This is a genomic window from Monashia sp. HAY1-2A, assembly GCF_056755315.1.
The window spans coordinates 1-244 of the sequence record NZ_JBNDHY010000683.1; the positions used below are offsets into that span (position 1 = coordinate 1).

Consider the following 244-nt stretch of genomic DNA (forward strand, 5'->3'; position numbering starts at 1 on the left):
CAGGAAACACCGCTGTTCAAGGAAGCGCAGCGGAAGCGCGAGAGCCTGGGCGTGTCCGAACGCAAGCTGCCCTTGGCCATCCTGTTCCGCCGGAACTGGCGCGAAATCCTCATCGCCACCGGAAGCCGCATGGGCGAGAATGCGGGCTTCTACATCTACTCGCTGTTCATCATCACGTACGTCACCCAGATCATGGGGCTGCAAAGGCAGGCTGGACTCACCGCCGTCATGATCGGGCAGGGAG

General features: G+C 61.9%; 1 pseudogene. It reads left to right on the forward strand.

The features are described 5' to 3' along the window. A pseudogene (locus ACPYOM_RS23530) lies at positions 1–244 on the forward strand (MFS transporter); the annotation flags it as partial.